The sequence below is a fragment of the Chryseobacterium sp. X308 genome, from assembly GCF_020733145.1.
In the GTDB taxonomy this organism is placed as follows: domain Bacteria; phylum Bacteroidota; class Bacteroidia; order Flavobacteriales; family Weeksellaceae; genus Chryseobacterium; species Chryseobacterium cupriresistens.
Genome location: NZ_JAJFZH010000024.1, coordinates 34,375 through 53,108, shown reverse-complemented (window position 1 = coordinate 53,108; position 18,734 = coordinate 34,375). Strand labels below are relative to the sequence as shown.

The following is an 18,734-nucleotide window of genomic DNA, read 5'->3' as shown; positions in this document are numbered from 1 at the left end:
GCAGCGTCAGATGGGTATAAGGGACAGGTATAAAAGTATGTACCAGTTATTATCAGTAATTATTATCGTCATTATTATTCCCTTACGGCTGTGAGAAGGAAGGTGTATGACTGTACATATATTGAGCCCTCTCACAGCGTGAGAGGGCTTTTTTTATTTCCATTTGTTAATTTTTTAAACTTCTATAATATGTATTACAACGACGACACGACCATCTACTTTGACGGAAAATTTATGAAAGCGAAAGATGCGGGAACTGATCTTTACAGCCAATCACTTCACTATGGTTACTCTGTTTTTGAAGGCATTAAATCCTACAGCACAGACCACGGAACCCGGATTTTCAAAGCAAAAGAGCATTATGAAAGACTAAAAAGATCAGCTGAATTAATGCATATTCCCTTCGGTTATTCCGTAAACCAACTTACAGAACTTACCTATGAACTTCTGGATCGTAATGGATTTACAGATGCTTATATCCGTCCGTTGGTTACGTGTTCGCCCAATATGTCACTTTCAAAAGGACAAAAATCTTATCTGTCTCTTCTTGCATGGGAATGGAACAACGGCTATCTGGCGGATAAAATGAAAATTATGACTTCCCCTTTTCAACGCCCTAATCCTAAGGCATTCAAGGTGGAAGCCAAAGTAGGAGGGCATTATGTAAACTCAATATTGGCCTGCCAGGATGCGAAAGACAAAGGCTATGATGAAGCGCTGGTTCTGGATGAAAACGGAAATGTTGCGGAGAGTTCAGGTGCCAATGTGTTCTACGAAAAAGACGGAGTTTTATATACTCCGGCCAAAGGAAGTATTCTTCCGGGTATTACAAGGCAAACCGTTATGGAAATTTGTAACGAGCTAGCTATTCCGGTAAAGGAAACTTTTTTCAAACCTGAAGAAATGAGAGGTGCAGATGCAGGCTTTTTCTGTGGTACGGCAGCAGAAATTGTTGCCCTGGATTCACTTGATGATGTTCCATTTTCCAAAAATTGGGAAAATACGGCGAGCAGGAGAGTACAACAGGCATATTTGAAATTGGTAAGAGTTCTGTCATTGTAAATTTTAAGAAGTTAAATATTTGATTATCAAATAAATAAATTCATTTTTTAAACAATTGAATATTGTAGTTTTTGGAAAAAACGAAAATGAAAAGAATATTACAAAATGTAGTTTTGGATCAAAATTTAGTAAAAAACTCTATTTGAAGAAGAGAAAGGAATAGAAAATGTAGGAAAAGTATGTTAAATAAATATTCAAAAACATTCACGCAAAACAGTGAACAACCCGCAGCCAAAGCCATGTTGTACGGGATAGGATTTACAGAAGAAGACATGCACAAAGCTCAGGTCGGAATTGCCAGTATGGGCTATGACGGAAACACCTGCAATATGCATCTGAATGATCTTGCCCAGGTCGTAAAAAAAGGAACATGGAACCACGGATTAGCCGGATTGATTTTTAACACCATCGGAGTAAGTGACGGAATGAGCAATGGAACAGATGGAATGCGCTATTCTCTGGTAAGCCGTGATGTGATTGCCGACAGCATCGAAGCCATCTGTGGAGCGCAATACTACGACGGATTGATCGCATTGCCTGGTTGCGACAAAAATATGCCGGGAACTATCATTGCAATGGGAAGGCTGAACAGACCATCCATCATGGTATACGGAGGAACAATTGCTCCAGGCTGCTATAAAGGAGAACAGCTTAACATCGTTTCGGCTTTTGAAGCGTTGGGGAAAAAGATTGCAGGAGAAATTACCGAAGAAGATTTTGATGGAGTTGTAAAAAATTCCTGCCCAGGAGCCGGTGCATGTGGTGGAATGTATACAGCCAATACAATGGCTTCCGCGATAGAGGCTTTAGGAATGAGCCTTCCGTATTCTTCTTCCAACCCGGCTTTAAGCAAAGAAAAACAGGAAGAATGCCTTGAAGCAGGAAAATACCTGAAAGTATTACTGGAAAAGGACATCAAACCTTCGGATATCATGACCCGCAAAGCTTTTGAAAATGCGCTGCGCATGATTGTTATTCTTGGAGGAAGTACCAATGCCGTTCTGCATTTTATAGCTATGGCAAAAAGTGTGGGAGTACCGCTTACTCAGGATGATTTTCAGAAGATGAGTGATAAAACTCCGGTACTGGCAGATTTAAAACCAAGCGGAAAATACCTGATGCAGGATCTGTATGAACACGGAGGAATACCATCCGTCATGAAATACCTTTTGAATCAGGGATTATTACATGGTGACTGCTTAACGGTAACCGGAAAAACAGTAGCAGAGAATTTAGAAAATGTTCCCGATCTGGATTTTACTACTCAAAAGATCATTAAACCATTATCAGAACCTGTAAAAGAAACAGGGCACCTGAGAATATTATACGGAAATCTTGCTGAAAAAGGAAGTGTAGCCAAAATTACAGGAAAAGAAGGGGAGCGCTTCGTAGGAAAAGCCCGCGTATTTGATGGCGAAAAAAATCTGATCAGAGGAATTCAGGATGGAACCGTCCGGCATGGCGATGTGATTGTCATCCGTCATGAAGGTCCGAAAGGTGCTCCCGGAATGCCTGAAATGCTGAAACCCACGAGCGCGCTGATCGGGGCAGGCCTGGGAAGCAGTGTAGCCTTGATTACAGATGGAAGATTCAGCGGAGGAACTCATGGTTTTGTAGTAGGACACATCACTCCCGAAGCGCACGAAGGAGGTTTGATAGCCTTTGTAAACGATAATGACCTGATTGAAATTGATGCTGTCAACAATACTATACAGCTCAAAGTTTCAGAAGAAGAAATAGAAAGAAGGAAAAAAGGATGGCAAAAACCAGCTCTTAAAGTACAGAAAGGATTGCTTTATAAATATGCTTTAACAGTATCATCAGCGGCAGAAGGCTGTGTAACAGACGAAATCACTCAATAAAAAATATGGAAAACCCGAATTTATCAACAGAAATACAACTGAGCGGAAGCCGGATCATTCTTGAAGCCTTTCTTCAGGAAGGAGTGAAAACCGTTTTCGGATATCCGGGAGGTGCTATTATCCCTATTTATGATGCCCTTTACGACTATAAAGAAAACCTGAAACATATCCTTGTACGTCACGAGCAGGCAGCAGTGCATGCGGCACAAGGTCTTGCAAGAGTCTCAGGAGAAGTTGGTGTTGTATTGGCTACCAGCGGCCCGGGAGCAACTAATCTCGTTACGGGACTGGCTGATGCTTTACTCGATAATACCCCCTTGGTATGTATTACGGGACAGGTTTTTGAACACCTTCTCGGAACTGATGCCTTTCAGGAAATAGACGTGATGAACATCACAAGCCCGGTTACCAAGTGGAATTATCAGGTGACGGATGCTCACGAGCTTCCCGAAGTATTGGCAAAAGCATTTTACATTGCAAAGTCAGGCCGTCCCGGGCCCGTAGTGATTGATGTGACTAAAAATGCTCAGCTGCAGTCTGTTGCTTATAAAGGCTATTCACCATGCCACACATTACGCAGCTATAAACCGGATCCCGATCCATGTATGGAAAATATCGGAAAAGCTGCAGAGTTGATTAATAATGCCGAAAAGCCATTTGTTATTGCAGGACAGGGGATTATGCTCGGAAAAGCTGAAAAGGAGTTCTTACAGTTTGCAGAAAAATCAGGAATTCCGGTAGCATGGACGGTTCTGGGAATGAGTGCTATTCCAACTCACCATCCACAAGCGGTAGGAATGGTAGGAATGCACGGAAACTATGGCCCGAATATATTAACCAACGAATGTGATGTTCTGATTGCTGTAGGAATGCGGTTCGATGACCGTGTGACCGGAAGATTGGATCAGTATGCGAAACAGGCAAAGATTGTTCATCTGGATATTGACAATGCGGAGATCAATAAAAATGTAAAAGCAGATGTTCCCGTTCTGGGAAACTGCAAACATACGCTTCCTCTTCTTACAGAAAAGATCGTAAAAAGAGAACATCATCACTGGCATAAAAGATTTAAAAAATGTCATGAAATTGAAAGCATCAATCTGATTCATACGGAACTTTACCCTGAAGAAGGTGAGATTACAATGGGAGAGGTTATCCGCCAGTTGAATGAGATAACAGCAGGTGAAGCAGTAATTGTAACAGATGTAGGACAGCACCAGATGGCGACATGCCGATACTCTCAGTTCAAACATTCCCGAACCAATGTCACAAGCGGTGGGCTGGGAACCATGGGATTCTGTCTTCCCGCTGCAATAGGAGCATCTTATGCAGAAACAAACCGTCCTGTTATTGCTGTGATGGGAGACGGGGGAGCTCAGATGAACATTCAGGAACTGGGAACCATAATGCAGTATCATCCGGAAGTGAAGATCTTAATTCTGAATAACTGCTATCTGGGAATGGTAAGACAGTGGCAGGAATTGTTTCACGAAGAAAGATATTCCTCTGTAGATATTCAGAGTCCTGATTTTGTTCAGGTGGCAAAAGGATATAATATTCCCGGAAAAAAAGTATCCGAGAGAAAAGACCTGAAAGCAGGACTCCAAGAAATGCTTAACCATGAAGGATCTTTCCTCCTTGAAGTAATGACAGGAAAAGAACACAATGTATTTCCGATGATCCCTCAGGGAAAAAGTGTTTCGGAAATTGTATTAAACAATAAATAAAATTTAAAAATAAAAAAGATGAAAACAGATCATAAAGAATATACCATTACAGCGTATACAGAAGATTATTTAGGATTGATCAGCCGCATCAATGCTATTTTTTCGAGAAGAAGAATCTCTATGGTGACCTTTAATGTTGGTCCTTCAGAAATGGAAAAAGTAAAAAAGTTTGTTATTGTTATCAGAGAAACAGAAGATTCTGTTCAGAAGATCAGCAGACAAATGGAAAAGCAGGTAGACGTTCTGGAAGTACATTATCACAGAAATCCATATCTGACCGCAGTAGAATATGCTAGTTAAGCGCAAAAAATTAAACATCAATAAATAAAATCAAAAAAAATGGCAAAATTGAATTTTGGAGGAGTAGAGGAGAACGTAGTAACTAGAGAAGAATTTCCGTTGGAAAAAGCTCAGGAAGCACTAAAAGATGAAGTTGTAGCAGTAATTGGATATGGAGTACAGGGGCCCGGGCAGGCTTTGAACCAGAAAGATAACGGAATTAATGTGATTGTAGGGCAGAGAAAAAACTCCAAATCTTGGGATAAAGCAATAGCAGACGGATTTGTACCGGGAGAAACATTATTTGAAATTGAAGAAGCATTGGAAAAAGGAACGATTATCTGCTATCTTCTGAGTGATGCTGCACAGATTGAATACTGGCCGAAAGTAAAACAGCATCTTACTCCAGGGAAAGCGTTGTATTTTTCTCATGGTTTCGGAATTACGTTCAGCGAGCGTACAGGAATCGTTCCTCCAGCTGATGTAGATGTATTTCTTGTAGCTCCGAAAGGCTCAGGAACATCCTTGAGGAGAATGTTTTTGCAGAACAGAGGTTTGAACAGCAGTTTTGCCGTATATCAGGATGCTACAGGAAAAGCCAGAGAAAGAGTGACAGCATTAGGTATTGCGATCGGAAGCGGATATCTTTTTGAAACCGATTTTAAAAAAGAAGTATACAGCGATCTTGCCGGAGAACGCGGAACGCTGATGGGAGCTGTACAGGGAATATTTGCCGCTCAGTATGATGTATTGAGAAAAAATGGACACAGCCCTTCTGAAGCCTTTAATGAAACCGTAGAAGAACTGACTCAGTCATTGATGCCTTTGGTAGCAGAAAACGGAATGGACTGGATGTATGCCAACTGCAGTACAACCGCTCAGAGAGGAGCTTTGGACTGGTGGAAACGTTTCAGAGATGCCACTTCACCTTTGTTTGAAGAGCTGTATGACAATGTAGCCAAAGGAAACGAAGCACAACGTTCGATTGACAGCAACAGCAAGCCGGATTACCGTGAAAAACTGGAAGCTGAACTTAGTGAGCTAAGAGAAAGCGAAATGTGGAAGGCCGGGAAAACAGTACGAAGCCTGAGACCAGAAAATAATTAATAAATAAACAGATGATGAAAGAGGAAGTAAGTTCCTCCGTTCTAGAGAATGTCTATAAAGCGGAGGAACGATTAAAAGATGTAGTGGTAAAAACACCTTTGGTTGTCAATAACAATCTGTCAGCTATTTATGAGTCGAATATTTATTTTAAAAGAGAAGATCTTCAAAGGGTAAGATCCTATAAAATAAGAGGTGCCTATAACAAGATGGCCACCATGTCTGAGGAAGAACTTTCAAAAGGTGTTGTGTGTGCCAGTGCCGGAAATCATGCGCAGGGAGTTGCATTTGCATGCCAGACCATGAAGGTGAAAGGAACGATTTTCATGCCTTTGCCAACTCCCGGGCAAAAGCTTGAACAGGTGAAAATGTTCGGTGGAGAATACATTGATGTTATTTTATTTGGAGACACATTCGATGAATCTAAAGATGCTGCGATGAGGTTTTGTAAAGACCATAACAGCGTATTTATCCATCCTTTTGATGATCCGGCGATTATTGAAGGACAGGCAACAACAGCACTGGAGATTCTGGAACAGACAGAAGGTGTGGTTGATTATCTTTTTGTACCGATCGGCGGCGGCGGACTGGCAGCAGGAATCTGCACAGTATTTCAGCATCTGTCTCCGCAAACAAAGATTATCGGGGTAGAGCCCTCCGCAGCAGCAAGCATGAAAAAAGCCCTTGAAAAGGGAAAACCTGTTCTTCTTGAAAAGATCAGCCGTTTTGTAGACGGAGCAGCCGTACAGCAAGTGGGAGATATTACATTTGAACGCTGTAAAGATATCCTGTACGATATGGCTACAGTGGATGAAGGACTTGTCTGTGAAACCATATTGTCTTTGTATAATAAAGATGCTATTGTTGTTGAACCGGCGGGAGCACTTTCAGTAGCAGTATTGGAAAAATACAGGGATGAAATAAAAGGTAAAAACGTAGTATGTATTATCAGCGGGAGCAATAATGACATTACCCGGATGGAAGAAATCAAGGAAAAAGCATTGCTTCATGCAGGATTAAAGCACTATTTCCTGGTCAGATTTCCACAGCGCCCCGGAGCATTGAAAACCTTTGTAATGGATGTACTGGGACCTGATGATGACATCACTTATTTTGAATACACTCAAAAAAATTCAAAAGAAAAAGGAATCGCGGTGGTAGGAATTGCTCTGAAACAAAACAAAGATTTCACTCCTTTGATCGATAAGATGAAACGATATGATTTCTTTGTCAACTATCTGAACAATGACCCTTCTCTGATGAATTTGCTTATTTAAAATCATATTCAATACTAAATTATTTCGTGCACAAATCAGATTCTAAAAACACAATGATGAAAAAGCTTCACAATCAGTGAAGCTTTTTTGTTTTTTTGACAGAATCAATGACATAAGAAATATAATTCTTTTTATAGATTATCTTTCAAGCGAAAAATTCGAAATTACTTTCGGACGTTCTGCTTCATTAGCAACTTTCCAGGATGTTCTGTACATCCATTCCGTCATTTTATACAGCTTTTTGTAATTGATATTTTCTGATTCATCCTGCGGGGTATGGTACTGATCATGCAGAACACTGGTAAAGAATACAGCAGGAATGCCAATTTTAGCATACGGAAGATGATCACTTCTGAAATAGAAATACTCAGCATGGCTTGGAGAATCCCAATCCTTCAGATATTTGAACTTTGTGCTTTCGTTATTGGCATCTTCAGCCATTTTAACAAGCTCTTCAGAATTTTTGTGTGGAGCATTTCCTCCTAATAAAGCGGCTTCATTATTGTCATTTCTCCCGATCATGTCACCATTCAGTACGGCTACAATTTTCTCTTTCGGAACAACAGGATGGGCTGCATGCCATCTTGAACCCAGTAATCCTCTTTCTTCAGCGCCATGGAAAACAAAAAGGATGCTTCTTTTTCCCGGCTGTTTTTTGTAAGCTCTGGCCATTGCAAGCATCGCCACACAGGTGCTTGCATTATCATCAGCACCGTTATAGATGGTATCGTTCTTTACAGGATGTCTGATTCCGTCATGATCCTGATGCCCGCTTAGTAAAACATATTCATTCTTAAGAACAGGATCTGTACCATCAATTTTTCCGATAATATTTACTGAAGGGTATTTGTAGGTTTCAGTGATCAGGTTTAAAGATGCTTTCGGATTGTTTTTTACCCAGTTGGCATTTTCTCTTTTGATCCACAAAACAGGAATATTATTGGTGATTTTTTCTCTTAATCCTTCCACTCCGTAGCTTCCTCTTGTCATTTGAGGCAGTACTTCTACCCAGCTTTGCTCGGAAATATCATCGGTGATGAAAATAATGGCTTTTGCTCCCAGTTCAGCGGCTTTATTGTAATATTTATTTCTTACAAATCCGGGGTATCTCCTTACAAAAAGAGTCATATCCTTAGAAATATTTTTGTCGGATGCATTTACCGCAAGAACCTTCCCTTTGATATTCAATTGGGCAAGCTCTTCCGGTTCTGTATTTCCGGCATATACAATTTCAGCATCTACAGAAGCATTTACAGGTTCTGCAACCAGAAAATCCTTCCATAATTTTAAACTGTTGTCTCCAATTTTCAGGGTGCTTTGCGGGATCACCTGATGTCTGTACATGTCAAAGAACTGAAAAAAAGTTCCGTTATCTCCGGCAGGTTTCATTCCGGCTTCTTTAGCTTTGTCAGCCAGCCACATAGAGACTTTCAATTCATCCAGAGTTCCTGCTTCACGGCCCCAGAACTGGTCTGCAGCAAGCTGATACATATCGGTGCGGAGATCAGATTCTTTGATAGCAGAAACTAAAGGTTTTTTATAATTCTGAGCATTTCCGAGGGTAAACAGGAAAAGGCTTAACAGAGAAAAAATATAATTTTTATTCATAACATTGCTTAATTAAATTCAGCTAGTTTCTCTGAAAACTGTTTTGAAAATTCTTTTCTGTCTTCTTCCAGTTTTTCCTGTGTAGAAGGTAGAATATAATTAAAAAGGATCTTGTCTTCATGGTCTAAAAAGATAATTTCCTTTTCATTTCCATCGATCATCTGTGAGAAAATTTCCCACATCGGAGTGTCTTTTAATTTTAATAATTCAAAAAACTGTTCTGCTTTGATTTCGATTTTCTGCATGTTCTTTTTTATATATTGTCGTTGAATACCTCTGAATTCTGATTCAAAAATAAAGATTTAGTATTTTCCGGACGATTAAAACTCGAGAAATTTCAGCTTAAACTGAATGGCGAAGTTTTCTTTGAAATGAGGCGTTGCATAATAACCCACTCTGTAGAATACCCCAAGATTAAAATAGCTGGAAAGGAAATTGTTCCATTCCACACCGACTTCCTGATACAGGTGATCCAGTTTTCTGAATTTAAACTGGTGGTATTCCGGATGTTTCATATCACCGATGGTTCCTCTTAAGACAAAATCAAAGCTGGAAACATTGTGTCCGAAACTTTTCAGATACCATGGAAGTTTATGCGTAAAGTAATACGCTATGAACCTGTCATTATAGTATTTTCCGCCTTCCAGTGTGGCAAACCCAAGGTAAGATGTAAGGTTAAAATTGAAGTCTTTACCAGGAGAGGCCAGTCCGTTCATCGTAAAGTTTTTCCAGATAGGCGCCCCACCAAGAACAAGACCTCCATATAATCGGAACCCTGTAGTCCCGATCGGTGTTTTGAAATTATGAACAAACAAAGCATCAAAACGGGAATAATTAAAATCCCCCTGCAGTATTTTGTAACTCTGCTCATAATTAAAATACAGTTCAGGATATTTCTGATCAATCAGAGATTTTCCCTGAGGGGTCATAATATTGGTAGAATTCGGAGAATATTTCAGGGTGAAAAGGGTATTGAAGTTTCTGTAAGATGTTCCCCGGTCTCTGAACTGATAATCGAATTCAGCTTCTTCTGTGTTTCTTCTTACGGCAAGAGCAACGGTAAGTCCGTTGGTGACATCGTTCAGGTAAGATAATGACATTCCTTTAAAGTGGAAATACCGGTCATTATTCAAATTATTCCCGAAGTTCATCATTCTCATCTTGAAATTCCACATTTTTCGGTTGAATTCTCCGGATGCTGTCACATCATCATACACTTCAAATCTGAAAAAGGAATTCTTTTCCAGTGTGGTTTTCATATCAAGCCCCATTCCGTACTTCCATTTTCGGTCTTTCACACCATATGCAAAATAGTAGTCCGGTGAAAAATAAGGGTTGAAATTTTCATTCAGCTTGGCTTTTAAACCTAATCTGAAACCTTCATAGGAGTTATAATTGACAATTTCATCCACAGCAAAGTCTACAGAACCGACTCTGATCTGCCCGTTCAGTAAACCTGATAAAATCTGCGCTTTGCTGTCGATTTTATATTTTTTACCTAAACTGTCGATGGTTTTATAGGTATTTTGTTCCCTTTCGGTAAGGGGATCTGTCCTGTAGCGGTCCAGAGATTGACCGTCAATATTTTTTACCGAGAAAGTATAGCCTTTGAAATCCTTTGGATCTTCTTCAATAGGAGATTCGAAATCAAAATATTTTGAGGTAAGGAAAGCATAGGTCCCGAAGCTTTTTTTGTCTTTCTTATCATCGGCATGCACTTTGTCATCCATGGCCATTTTACCCATTTTAAGCTTGGCTTTTTCATGGGCAAGGAACCATTTGTTATTGTAGAATACCCAGGTACTGGTAATAATTCCTTCGTTTTTATTTTTACTGAAATTCTCAATTTTTTTGATTCCGTAGGTTTCAGTATCTACATAAATAGCACCGTTATACTTTCGTTTTCTGTCCGGCTTTTTGTAATTTACCTCACGGAAGCGGATTACAAAGTTTTTCCTTCCGTCAAGGGTAACCGTATCTGAAAGAAAGAATCTGTAAAGCCCTCTGTTTTCGGGTTTTATCTGTTCGGGAACAACATCCCTGTTACTTTGCTGGAGTGCGATCATTTCGTAAATAGGCTGCTTCAGACCGGAGATTCTGTTGTCCAGAATATTGATCTTTTCACCATACTTTTGGGAGTACAAAAACTCCTGAGCTCTTTCCCAAAGGAAGAGTTTACTTTTTGAAAATATTTTTCTTGCGTTGATATTATTCAGCGAGTCTTTTTCCCTTTTTTTCTTGAAAATATTTAAATCATTAAAATACTGATTAAACTGCGAAAGACTGTCCTCATCAATATCCAGAGAGATTTTTTCGTAGGATTTGTAGGAGTAGGATCCTAAACTTTTGGGTGAGTTTTCTTTGAATAATTTATTGACTTTTTTAAGAATTTCCAGAGCCCTGGGATCACTTTTGTCTTCAATAACAACCGCTTCAATGTTGGTTGTCTGTGATGTTTTTTTTAGCAGGGAAACTTCCATGCTGCTCTCAACTGTGATACTTTCTCTCTGATAAGAATCTGCATCGATATCAATATTTTTACATCCTGTTTTAAACTCCAGAATACCCTGTTCATTCGTATATCCGATAACTGCATTGTCACAGGATACCTTTGCTTTATAGACAGGTTTTTGGCTGGCGTCATCCACAACCTTAATTTTTGATTGTGAATACCCCAAAAAGCAGATCAGGAAAAATAATAACAGTAAACCCCTTTTCATGTAAAAAAACTACGTCAAAAATAATGATATTTATTGTTGTAAAAAAGTTTTTAACAGAGTATAACATTGATTTAATCTAATGTTTTCATGGACTTTCCAAAGGTAAAATCAAACAAAGAAATGAGCCGCATAGCCTTTCTGTGTTTTACCTGAATTTCTAAATAAAAAACTCCTTTGCAGTTAAAGCCCAGGAGTTTTAATGGTTTTTCGTTGTTTTGTGTTTTAGAATCGTATTTATTGATCATCCAGCGCTTTCATAAATTCAATAATATCATCAATTTCTTGATCGGTAAGCTGTAACGGTGCGTCGGAAAGTGTCTGATTATCTACTTTAAATCCGAAAGCTTTTCCTCCGCCTTTGTTATAGAAATTCATCACTTCTTTCAGGGTTTTATATCCTCCGTTGTGCATATAAGGAGCTGTTTTGTTAATATTTCTAAGTGTGGGTGTTTTAAAGGAATGCTGGAGGGAAGAAACTGTTTCATGGAATTTTCCCCGTCCCGGATCTGTGTCAAATACTTTATTTTCTCCGTTCATTGCAGCTCCCAGGACTTCCTGTTCTGTTTTTTTGAAATTCGGAGGAACCGTTCCATTGAATAAGGGAAGGAAATGACAGATGGCACACTGGGCTTTTCCCACAAAAAGATTGAAACCACGCTTTTGATTGTCTGTCATCGCTGATTTATTTCCTCTCATATATTCATCAAAATCAGAGTTGAATTTTGCCAGAGAGCGGATATAGCTTGCCAATACATTCTGAAGCTGCCAGACCTCGGTTTTTTGTGAATGATAGATCTTTTTAAATGCGGCCTGATAGTTTTTATCCTGGTTGATTTTAGCAAGAATAATATTAAGATCACCGTGCATTTCTTCTTTATTGGAGATTACATCAGAACTCTGTCCTTCCAGATCATCCTTTCTCATATCCCAAAACTGACCATGCTGATAGCCTGCATAATTGAGCGAAGGGGTATTTCTTGCCAGTTCCGAATTTTCAAGGGACATTGCTTTGCTCAGTCCATCTGTAAAAGCTTTCTCAGGAATATGACAGGTGGCACAGCTCCGGTTGTTATTATTCGACAAAATTTTATCATTAAAAAGTTGGTGGCCAAGAGCAGCTTTTTCTTCAGAGTAGGCATATTCTTTTCCCGGAATAAAAGCATCAGGATTAAAAGCATTTTTGCTGAAAAAAGTAGCTGCATTTTTGTTCAAAGCAGTTGTTACGTCAACGTCCGGGATGTTCTCCTGCTTTTTAAAATCTAGCATCAAAGCTGTGATCCTCTGCAAATGATCCGGAATGAAATTCACGTAGTCAAACGTATTTTTGTCTGTGTTTTTTTTCAGTATTTCAATGGTTGAATTGATTGCTGTAATAATATTTTTTAAAGCTTTGTTTTTAGAGCGGTCAGTGGAAATCTGTACCAGCGTTTCTTTTATTCCTTCCAGAGAAGAAGGCATTTCCTGTAAAAATGTCCCCGAAACCGGGGTGTCAAAACCTGAAATTCCCAGGCTGGAAATTCTGAAAGTCTCCTGTCTTAATGCATCAAAAACCTGGTCTTTACTGATCGTGATGACCTGAAAGTTGGTATCAATGGTATTGCTTTTATTGATGAGCTTATTAAGCATCCGGATTACTTCTTCTTTATTCGCTTTTTCGTAAGGGTATAACATCTCTTCCAGCACCTGTAAACCTTCCGGCTCTATTTCAGTATGTTCGTCCATTTCTATTTCGGGAAGGGCCGGGCCATTGATAAACCTTGCAGAGTGGGGAAGGAAGTACTCTACAGCCCATTCCATTTTTTTGTAGGTTTTTCGGATATCCTGGAATTTCTCCCGAAGAAGTTTTTCATCAGCATCTTTAGCAACAAGAGCCTTCAGTTCATTGATCTGTTTTTCAAAATCAGCATTGGTTTTGATGATCCTGATTTTTACAGAACCAAGATCTTCGTATATGGGCTGCTGCTTATCATTTTTGCAATGGTAAAGCGTAAGAAGTGCTGCTGCACAGTATAAGAAAAGGAGTATCGGGTATTTTGAAAGTTTACTCATAAGTATGAAAAAGTATCAACAGAGGTTTTCTATTGATACTTTAATTGAATTTGATATGAAGGAATTAGAACTATTTTTCTACGTTTCTGATGATAACAATCTGTCCGCCTTCTTTGTTGGCGTTGATTCCGGAACCGTCAGGATTTTTGAATTTATCCAGCTGCCAGGTATGAGAGTGAATATTCACAGAGAATGTATTCGGAATTCCGATGATGTCTGAAATATCAACCATTGCCCCGAATTCCCATGAACCGTACTTCTGCAGATCTCCGGATTGGTTATACGCTGTCTGCCATGCAGAGTCACCTCTGTTGTGCCTCATGTTCAGCCATGGTTTGTATTGTTTGGTGGCAATATTCAGCTGCCAGATATAAGAATCGTGATTGGCATTTTTGTAATAAGAATCTCCGTCTTCCTGGATGTATACGAAGTTTTCAGTCACACATAAGTTGTCAGGATTGATCAGATTATTTCCCGGATTAGAGTCTCCTTCAGCCACCACTTCCAGTTTTCCTGTCAGCATATTATTGGCGTTCAGAACAAGCTTGTAGACTCTTCCCCACATGGTTAATCCGGCTTTGGGATTGATCCCGTCGGAAGATTCACCGGTAGCAGTAAAGTAGATTTCTCTTCCTTTTCCAGCTCCTTTTCTGTAATCTACATCTTCTACTCTTGAAAAGCGGATCGCATTATTGTCAATATTTTTCTGGTTGATCTGAGCTCCGGTAAGGTTTTTAGCGTTCGGAATTTCCACGAATTCTACATCATAGCTGCTTCCTTTCGTCATATCCGTTTCAGTATAGTTGCTGTTGGTTCTTTTTAAAGAATACAACTTACCGTTATCAAGATCTCCCTGTGTATCGGCAACATACATAATCAACTGTCCTGCAGACTGGTGAGAAGAAGAATAAGACTGGTCTTCACCAATGATGATATAGGTTTTTCCGTTGGAAACATCTTTAGGAAGCGGAACCGCATTTTCCATAGAAGCCTTTCCTAATGCCGGTTTTACCCTTGTTTTATCAGTTGCCTGAGACACGGGTGCCAAAGGGTTTAAAGCATGTACCATACTTTCTTCACCTGATTCTCCTGCGGTAAGGAATGCACTGAAACCATGAATTTCAGGGGTTGCCAACGTAGCGGAGCATAATCTTGTCATTCCTCCGGTTCCGTTTAATATGTATTCTCCTTTTACAGGCTTAAAAGTTTTGTCTAAATAGACTCTTGATACCGATTGCTTGATCTCATGGTTGGTAATCATCAGGTAACCGTCAGAGTTTGGATCTTTCATAAGTCCCATTCCGTCCGGCTGTCCTCCGAAAACGAAATCCGGTGAACCCGGAAGCACATCGGAACTGGAAATAAGGGTGGTTATATTTAAATTTTCAAAATCTTTCATTCCATAAACGAAAGCGGGTTCTTTAGAAAAATTTTCAAGTTTGATTTTATCATTGACAGGAGCGTCCGAGTTACCGTTGTCATCATTGCAGCCTTGAAATACAAGAGAAGCAAAGACCAGAGCTCCAATAGTTTTGTTTATTTTCATAATTACATTTTTTGAATTTCGATTATGGCAAAACTAAAGGTCTTGTATTAACTGAGTTTTAAAAAGATAAAACAAATAGTTTAAGATTAAGTAATGGTTTGTTAAGATAAGATCAATAATTAGAACGGGTATAAATAAAAAAGACTGTGATGAAATCTTAGTAATAAAGAATAGTATGGTATAGCGCAGAGTAAGCAAAAGTTTTATTTTCTGCTTTTTTCGTTCGCAAAGGCATTCCATTTAGCAAAAAATGCAATCATTTGATAGATGAGTGTATAAAATAATGTTTCTTAGCGATCCTTCGCGTTAAATAAAACATATATCCCGCTTGTGTAACCTTTTCTTAAATTATTTTATTTTAATCTCCCACGGATTTCACGGATGACACAGATGTTTATGGGGATTTTGCTTTATCTGATGGAAGTATAATTATTACTCAAGCTTAGTCAGAATCAATGAAATTGATTTTCATCTTTGCTCCCATCAATACGACGTGCTATACGAAAAACTTTGCGTTAAGAATATAATAGGATAGATAGGATAAAACAACTCCGGCTGTCTCAATTTTGAGACAGCCGGAGTTAAAAATTTATAATAGAGGTTTCTATTTTAGATATTCAAAGCTTTTTGGTAAGCGTTTTCTAACCCTTCAAGGTTTTTACCACCAGCCGTTGCAAAACCTGGGTTTCCGCCGCCGCCGCCCTGGATTTCTTTTGCAAGATCCTTCACAATAGCGCCAGCCTGATAATCTGCCGCCAGATCATCAGAAACTCCAACGGTAATCATTGGTTTTCCGTCTGCATCAGAAAGGATGATCGTTACTGAAGCAGGAATTTCTCTCTTCAGCTGGAATACGATATCTTTTACAGAACCTGCATCCAGAGAAGTTTTCTTTACAAGAAGCTGCTTGTTGCCTTTCTGCTCATAAGCATTCTTCCATTCTCCGATTTCTCCTTTTGCTTTTTCCTTTTTAAGAGCATCTACTTCAGCCTTCAATGAAGTGTTTTCTTCGATCAGTTTTTCGATCGATCTTACCACATCTTTAGACTTTAATAGCTGGGAAAGCTCAGTGATCTGTTTTTCAAGATTGTTAAAATACTCTTCGGATTTATCTCCTGAAATAGCCTCAATCCTTCTGATTCCTGCAGCAGCAGAACCTTCGGAAGTGATCTTGAAATGACCAATTTCGCTGGTGTTTTTTACGTGAGTTCCTCCGCAAAGTTCTTTTGAACTTCCAAACTGGATCATTCTCACACTATCACCATATTTTTCACCAAACAAAGCCATTGCTCCTTTATCCAGAGCTTCCTGAATCGGAATATTTCTGAATTCCTGTAAAGCAATACTTTCTTTGATCTTTTTATTTACTTTTTCTTCAATTAATGCCAGTTCTTCTTCCGTCATTTTGTTGAAATGAGAGAAGTCGAAACGAAGATAATCCGGACCTACATAAGAACCTTTCTGTTCTACGTGAGTTCCTAACACCTCTCTTAAAGCCTCGTGCAAAAGGTGAGTCACAGAGTGGTTAGCCTGAGAGTTTTTTCTGTCAGAAGCATTTACTTTTGCTAACAATAAAGATGTTGGAGGTTCTGGAAGTCTATCTACAAGGCTTATTATAAGATTATTTTCTTTTCTTGTTTCAAGAACTTCAATTACATCTGGATAGAAAAATGTGCCACTTTCAGTTTCACCTTTCGCATCTAAGTTTATTAATTCACCTTTGTCACCAACCTGTCCACCTCCTTCAGGGTAGAAAGGAGAGCTGCTCAGTACCACTTGGTAAAATTCCCCGTCTTTGTTTTCTACCTTTCTGTATCTTGTAATATAGGTTTCAGATTCAAGCTGATCATATCCTACAAAGTTTTCATCTCTTTCCTCCAAGATAACCCAGTCATATACCTTCTGAGCAGAATCAGCTTTTGAACGAAGCTTCTGTTTCTCCATTTCAGCTTTGAAACCAGCTTCATCAATCGTTAATCCTTTTTCCTCGGCAATAATTCTTGTTAAGTCATCAGGGAAACCATAAGTATCATACAGTTCAAAAACTTCTTCACTTGGTAATACTTTCTGGTTATTGCCAATGGTCTGCTGGATCAGTTTTTCAACCCTGATCAGACCGTTTTCAATAGTTTTTAAGAAAGAATCTTCTTCACTTTTGATCACTTCAGCAACAAGTTTTCCCTGCTTTTCGATTTCCGGGAAGAAAGTTCCCATCTGCTCCTGCAGTACAGCTACCAGTTTGTAAAGGAAAGGCTCTTTCATATCCAGGAATCGGTAAGAATAAGAAATTCCTCTTCTTAAGATTCTTCTGATCACATAACCGGCTCCTCCGTTGGATGGTAATTGCCCGTCTGCAATAGCAAAAGAAACTGCTCTGATATGGTCTACCACAACACGGATGGCAATATCTTTTTCGTCTTGTAAAATTCCGGTATATTTTTTACCTGAAAGTTCCTCAACTTTAGCAATAAGCGGAGTGAAAACATCGGTATCATAGTTGGAAGACTTCCCTTGAAGCGCCATACAAAGACGCTCAAAGCCCATTCCCGTATCTACGTGCTGAGCAGGAAGCTTCTCTAAAGATTTATCTGCCTTTCTGTTGAATTCCATGAAAACCAGATTCCATACTTCCACAACCTGCGGGTGGTCCTGATTCACAAGGGAAATTCCCGGAACTGCTGCTTTTTCTTCAGGAGTTCTCAGGTCAATATGGATTTCTGAACACGGTCCGCACGGTCCGCTTTCACCCATTTCCCAGAAGTTATCTTTTTTATTTCCGTTGATGATTCTGTCCTCTGAAATGTGAGATTTCCAGAAGTCATAAGCATCCTGGTCCCTGTCCAGATTTTCTGAAGCATCCCCTTCAAAAATCGTTACGTATAAATTTTCTTTTGGAATTCCGTATACTTCAGTCAGTAATTCCCAGGCAAAAGCAATAGCCTCTTTTTTGAAGTAATCCCCGAAAGACCAGTTTCCTAACATCTCAAACATGGTGTGATGGTAAGTATCTCTACCCACATCATCCAGGTCATTGTGTTTCCCTGAAACTCTCAGACACTTCTGTGTATCGGCAATTCTAGGGGCGGTAGGGGTTTTGTAGCCAAGGAAAAAATCCTTGAACTGCGTCATTCCGGAGTTGGAAAACATAAGGGTAGGATCGTCTTTCAGCACAATAGGAGCTGAAGGAACGATTAAGTGCTCCTTACTTTTAAAATAATCTAAAAATTTTTGACGTATCTCTTGTGATGTCATAGTATTGCTTTTGCTTTTTTAAATATCAAATTTTTGATAAGATGCAAATTTAAGATTTTTAAGCGATTTGTAATAATTTTATGCTATGTTTTGAATGGTGCCCGGCTTTGGATATGGATGTGTCCTAAACCTCACGGGTTTTCAAAACCTGCGAGGTTTGAGACGGCTATAATTTGTAATAATCTATCTTGTTTTGCATTTTCCGGCTTAACTTACTACCTTCGCTATGATCTTAGATAAGGCAAAAC

At 39.2% G+C, this 18,734-nt stretch carries 12 protein-coding genes; 6 read left to right on the top strand and 6 right to left on the bottom strand.

Annotation, left to right across the window (positions count from 1 at the left end; all coding sequences use genetic code 11):
• The first annotated feature begins 189 nt into the window (after positions 1-189).
• The 6 genes from ilvE to ilvA all read left to right on the top strand — a co-directional run bounded on the left by ilvE (position 190) and on the right by ilvA (position 7,311).
• A complete protein-coding gene (gene ilvE / locus LIV57_RS19930) occupies positions 190-1,062 on the top strand; it encodes a branched-chain-amino-acid transaminase (RefSeq protein ID WP_227943998.1) in 873 nt (290 codons plus the stop codon).
• A gap of 179 nt (positions 1,063-1,241) precedes the next feature.
• Entirely contained in the window at positions 1,242-2,924 is a 1,683-nt protein-coding gene (gene ilvD, locus LIV57_RS19925) for a dihydroxy-acid dehydratase (RefSeq protein ID WP_227943997.1), read from the top strand.
• A gap of 5 nt (positions 2,925-2,929) precedes the next feature.
• Positions 2,930-4,651 carry a biosynthetic-type acetolactate synthase large subunit gene (gene ilvB / locus LIV57_RS19920; protein ID WP_227943996.1) on the top strand — a complete coding sequence of 574 codons (1,722 nt, stop codon included), beginning with the start codon at positions 2,930-2,932 and terminating at the stop codon, positions 4,649-4,651.
• Positions 4,652-4,669: 18 nt separating this feature from the next.
• Positions 4,670-4,951 (top strand): hypothetical protein, encoded by a 282-nt coding sequence (locus tag LIV57_RS19915; RefSeq protein ID WP_110009245.1) that lies wholly within the window; start codon positions 4,670-4,672, stop codon positions 4,949-4,951.
• A gap of 39 nt (positions 4,952-4,990) precedes the next feature.
• Positions 4,991-6,037 (top strand): ketol-acid reductoisomerase, encoded by a 1,047-nt coding sequence (gene ilvC, locus LIV57_RS19910; protein WP_110009246.1) that lies wholly within the window; start codon positions 4,991-4,993, stop codon positions 6,035-6,037.
• 11 nt (positions 6,038-6,048) lie between these two features.
• Positions 6,049-7,311: a threonine ammonia-lyase gene (gene ilvA, locus LIV57_RS19905; RefSeq protein WP_227943995.1), complete on the top strand. Its 1,263-nt coding sequence runs from the start codon at positions 6,049-6,051 to the stop codon at positions 7,309-7,311.
• Between the two features lie 138 nt (positions 7,312-7,449).
• Here ilvA and LIV57_RS19900 read toward each other — a convergent pair whose 3' ends face one another.
• From LIV57_RS19900 to alaS, 6 genes are all read right to left on the bottom strand, one after another.
• Entirely contained in the window at positions 7,450-8,919 is a 1,470-nt protein-coding gene (locus LIV57_RS19900; RefSeq protein ID WP_227943994.1) for a M20/M25/M40 family metallo-hydrolase, read from the bottom strand.
• A gap of 8 nt (positions 8,920-8,927) precedes the next feature.
• Positions 8,928-9,164: a hypothetical protein gene (locus LIV57_RS19895; RefSeq protein WP_227943993.1), complete on the bottom strand. Its 237-nt coding sequence runs from the start codon at positions 9,162-9,164 to the stop codon at positions 8,928-8,930.
• A 75-nt stretch (positions 9,165-9,239) separates the two neighbouring features.
• Positions 9,240-11,567: a hypothetical protein gene (locus tag LIV57_RS19890; protein ID WP_227943992.1), complete on the bottom strand. Its 2,328-nt coding sequence runs from the start codon at positions 11,565-11,567 to the stop codon at positions 9,240-9,242.
• 306 nt (positions 11,568-11,873) lie between these two features.
• Positions 11,874-13,688 carry a cytochrome-c peroxidase gene (locus tag LIV57_RS19885; RefSeq protein WP_227943991.1) on the bottom strand — a complete coding sequence of 605 codons (1,815 nt, stop codon included), beginning with the start codon at positions 13,686-13,688 and terminating at the stop codon, positions 11,874-11,876.
• A 70-nt stretch (positions 13,689-13,758) separates the two neighbouring features.
• On the bottom strand, positions 13,759-15,234 hold the full coding sequence (locus LIV57_RS19880; protein WP_227943990.1) for a PhoX family protein: 1,476 nt from the start codon (positions 15,232-15,234) through the stop codon (positions 13,759-13,761).
• Positions 15,235-15,843: 609 nt separating this feature from the next.
• Positions 15,844-18,486: an alanine--tRNA ligase gene (gene alaS, locus LIV57_RS19875; RefSeq protein WP_227943989.1), complete on the bottom strand. Its 2,643-nt coding sequence runs from the start codon at positions 18,484-18,486 to the stop codon at positions 15,844-15,846.
• Positions 18,487-18,734: the final 248 nt, after the last annotated feature.

What these genes read in the sequence shown, in the direction of transcription:
- LIV57_RS19885 (WP_227943991.1), bottom strand. Translation starts at nt 13,688, where the DNA reads ATGAGTAAACTTTCAAAATACCCGATACTCCTTTTCTTATACTGTGCA.
- ilvA (WP_227943995.1), top strand. Translation starts at nt 6,049, where the DNA reads ATGATGAAAGAGGAAGTAAGTTCCTCCGTTCTAGAGAATGTCTATAAA.
- LIV57_RS19900 (WP_227943994.1), bottom strand. Translation starts at nt 8,919, where the DNA reads ATGAATAAAAATTATATTTTTTCTCTGTTAAGCCTTTTCCTGTTTACC.
- alaS (WP_227943989.1), bottom strand. Translation starts at nt 18,486, where the DNA reads ATGACATCACAAGAGATACGTCAAAAATTTTTAGATTATTTTAAAAGT.
- ilvE (WP_227943998.1), top strand. Translation starts at nt 190, where the DNA reads ATGTATTACAACGACGACACGACCATCTACTTTGACGGAAAATTTATG.
- LIV57_RS19915 (WP_110009245.1), top strand. Translation starts at nt 4,670, where the DNA reads ATGAAAACAGATCATAAAGAATATACCATTACAGCGTATACAGAAGAT.
- ilvC (WP_110009246.1), top strand. Translation starts at nt 4,991, where the DNA reads ATGGCAAAATTGAATTTTGGAGGAGTAGAGGAGAACGTAGTAACTAGA.
- ilvB (WP_227943996.1), top strand. Translation starts at nt 2,930, where the DNA reads ATGGAAAACCCGAATTTATCAACAGAAATACAACTGAGCGGAAGCCGG.
- LIV57_RS19880 (WP_227943990.1), bottom strand. Translation starts at nt 15,234, where the DNA reads ATGAAAATAAACAAAACTATTGGAGCTCTGGTCTTTGCTTCTCTTGTA.
- LIV57_RS19895 (WP_227943993.1), bottom strand. Translation starts at nt 9,164, where the DNA reads ATGCAGAAAATCGAAATCAAAGCAGAACAGTTTTTTGAATTATTAAAA.
- ilvD (WP_227943997.1), top strand. Translation starts at nt 1,242, where the DNA reads ATGTTAAATAAATATTCAAAAACATTCACGCAAAACAGTGAACAACCC.